This window comes from Micromonospora deserti (assembly GCF_003236335.1).
Lineage (GTDB): Bacteria > Actinomycetota > Actinomycetes > Mycobacteriales > Micromonosporaceae > Micromonospora > Micromonospora deserti.
The window spans coordinates 1-2910 of record NZ_POUB01000443.1 but is presented as its reverse complement, the minus strand read 5'-3'; the positions used below and the strand labels follow the sequence as shown (position 1 = coordinate 2910).

Annotated in this window: 3 protein-coding genes; all 3 read left to right on the top strand. The window is 74.4% G+C overall.

Features of this window, described 5'->3' with window-relative positions; all coding sequences use genetic code 11:
• The coding region (locus C1I99_RS30890) for a tyrosine-type recombinase/integrase (RefSeq protein ID WP_146604100.1) at positions 1 to 627 on the top strand (627 nt) is incomplete at its 5' end.
• Between the two features lie 228 nt (positions 628 to 855).
• Positions 856 to 1779 (top strand): ParA family protein, encoded by a 924-nt coding sequence (locus tag C1I99_RS30885; protein WP_111137673.1) that lies wholly within the window; start codon positions 856 to 858, stop codon positions 1777 to 1779.
• A 52-nt stretch (positions 1780 to 1831) separates the two neighbouring features.
• Positions 1832 to 2910: segregation and condensation protein A (locus C1I99_RS30880; protein WP_233512814.1), on the top strand; the 1079-nt coding region annotated here is incomplete at its 3' end.

The following is a 2910-nucleotide window of genomic DNA, read 5'->3' as shown; positions in this document are numbered from 1 at the left end:
CCCACCCCGCCGCGCCGGCTGCCCCGCGCGCTGCCGGTCGACGACGTGGTCCGGCTGCTCGAGACCGCCGGCCCGGTCACCGCGACCGGCGGCGGCGCGGCGCTCGCGCTGCGCGACCGGGCGCTGCTGGAGTTCCTGTACGGCACCGGGTCGCGCATCTCCGAGGCGGTCGGCGCCGCCGTGGACGACGTCGACGTCGAGCAGGGCGCGGCGCTGCTGCGCGGCAAGGGCGGCCGCACCCGCCTCGTGCCCATCGGCGGGTACGCGGTGCAGGCGCTGCGCGCCTGGCTGGTCCGGGGCCGGCCGGGGCTGGCCGCCGCCGGGCGGGGCAATCCGGCGGTCTTCCTCAACGCCCGCGGCGGCCGGCTGTCCCGGCAGGGCGCCTGGACCATCCTGCGCCGGGCGGCGCAGCGGGCCGGGCTGCCGGTCGACGGGCCGCAGGCCGTCTCCCCGCACACGCTGCGCCACTCCTACGCCACCCACCTGCTCGACGGCGGCGCGGACGTGCGGGTGGTGCAGGAACTGCTCGGGCACGCCTCGGTCACCACCACCCAGGTCTACACCCTGGTCACCGTCGAACGGCTCCGCGAGGTGTACGCCACCGCGCACCCCCGGGCCCGCGGCTGAACGGTCCCGACCGTCCGGCCGGGGGATGGTCGACCGGTCCCCGGGGGTGACCTGGTCGGCGGGGCGGCGACACGCCGAGCGGGTGCGCCGGGCCCGCAGGCCGGTGGCGTACAGTCGGCATCGGCGCGGACCTGGCGGGGCGATGCAGACCGGGGGTGCGCAGCGGCGCCGCGGAGGACGTCGGTCGGTTCCGACGCCGGGTGGTCGTCGGGAGGGGGCAACGAGGACATGGCTGGCAACGGTGACCGTGCCGAGACGTGGACGTCGGAGCTCCGCGAGCAGCAGGCCGCGCTCGGCACGGATCTCGGCCCGGCGGACCCGGCCGCCTACACGATGCGCAAGCCGATCCCGGAACCGATGCCCACCGACCGGCACGGCCCGGCCCGGATCATCGCGATGGCCAACCAGAAGGGCGGCGTCGGCAAGACCACCACCACGATCAATCTCGGCGCCGCGCTCGCCGAGTACGGCCGCCGGGTGCTGCTGGTCGACTTCGACCCGCAGGGAGCCCTCTCGGTCGGGCTGGGGGTCAACCCGCACAACCTCGACCTGTCGGTCTACAACCTCCTCATGCAGGACGACATCACCGCCGAGGACGTCCTGATCAAGACCGACGTGGCCGGGCTGCACCTGCTGCCGGCCAACATCGACCTCTCCGCGGCCGAGATCCAGCTGGTCAACGAGGTCGCCCGGGAAATGGCCCTGGCCCGGGTGCTGAAGTCCATCCGCAAGGAGTACGACTTCGTCCTGATCGACTGCCAGCCCTCGCTCGGCCTGCTGGCGATCAACGCCCTGACCGTCGCGCACGGCGTGCTCATCCCGCTGGAGTGCGAGTTCTTCAGTCTGCGCGGTGTCGCCCTGCTGCTGGACACCATCGACAAGGTACGCGAGCGGCTCAACTTCGACCTGGAGCTCGAGGGCATCCTCGCCACCATGTATGACAGCCGCACCACCCACTGCCGGCAGGTGCTCCAGCGGGTGGTGGAGGCGTTCGGCGACAAGGTCTACCAGACGGTGATCACCAAGACGGTCAAGTTCCCCGAGTCGACCGTGGCCGGCTCCCCGATCACCACGCTCGACCCGGCCTCGTCCGGCGCCCGCAACTACCGGCAGCTGGCCCGTGAGGTGATCGCCGCCCAGGCGGACCGGTAGGCCGGGTGCCCCGTCGCGCCGGTCGTCCCGGCCCGTCGACTACGGTCGTCGGGTGAACGCTCCACCCCTGGACCCGCGCGCCGCGCCCGAGCAGCCGCTGCCCGCGCCCGCCGGCATCGGGGTCGACGCGGCCGCCGTGGCCGGGGTCACCGGCGGGGCTGGCGCGGGCGGAGGCGCCGGCGCGGAGGCCGGGGACGTGCCCGAAGCCGACAGCGGCGGCTTCACCGTCCGGCTGGCGAACTTCACCGGCCCGTTCGACCTGCTGCTGCAACTGATCGGCAAGCACAAGCTGGACGTCACCGAGGTAGCGCTGCACCAGGTCACCGACGAGTTCATCGCCTACATCCGGGCCATGGGCGACCAGTGGGACCTCGACGAGGCCAGCGAGTTCCTGCTGGTCGCCGCCACCCTGCTCGACCTGAAGGCGGCCCGGCTGCTGCCCGCCGCCGAGGTGGAGGACGAGGAGGATCTCGCCCTGCTGGAGGCGCGCGACCTGCTCTTCGCCCGGCTGCTGCAGTACAAGGCGTACAAGGAGGCGGCCGCGCACATCGCCGCCCTGGAGGCGGTCGGCGGCCGCCGTTACCCCCGCGCGGTCACCCTGGAGCCCCGGTACGCGGAGGCGCTGCCCGACCTGGTGCTCGGCATCGGGCCGGAGCGGCTGCTGGAACTGGCCGTCAAGGCGATGACCCCGAAGCCGGTGCCGGAGGTCTCCATCGCCCACGTGCACCTGGTCCGGGTCAGCGTCCGGGAACACGCGGCGATCCTCACCGACCGGCTGCGCCGGGCCGGCACCGCCACCTTCTCGTTGCTCTGCGCCGACTGCGACGCCACCCTGGAGGTGGTGGCCCGGTTCCTGGCCCTGCTGGAGCTGTACCGGGAGGGGCTGGTCGCCTTCGTGCAGGAGCAGGCCCTGGAGGAGCTCACCGTACGCTGGACCGGCCCCGCCGACGGCGGCCCCGACCTGCACATCGACGAGTACGCCGGCAGCCCGCCCGAGCCGGCCGCGCCACCGGCCGGGCCCGAGTCGGCAGCGCGGTCCGGTCCCTCGATGCCGTCCGGCCCGGAGGCGCCGTCCGCGCTGGCCGGGCCGGAGGATTCGGCGGGATCCGGTGGGCCGGTGGAGCCGGGTGG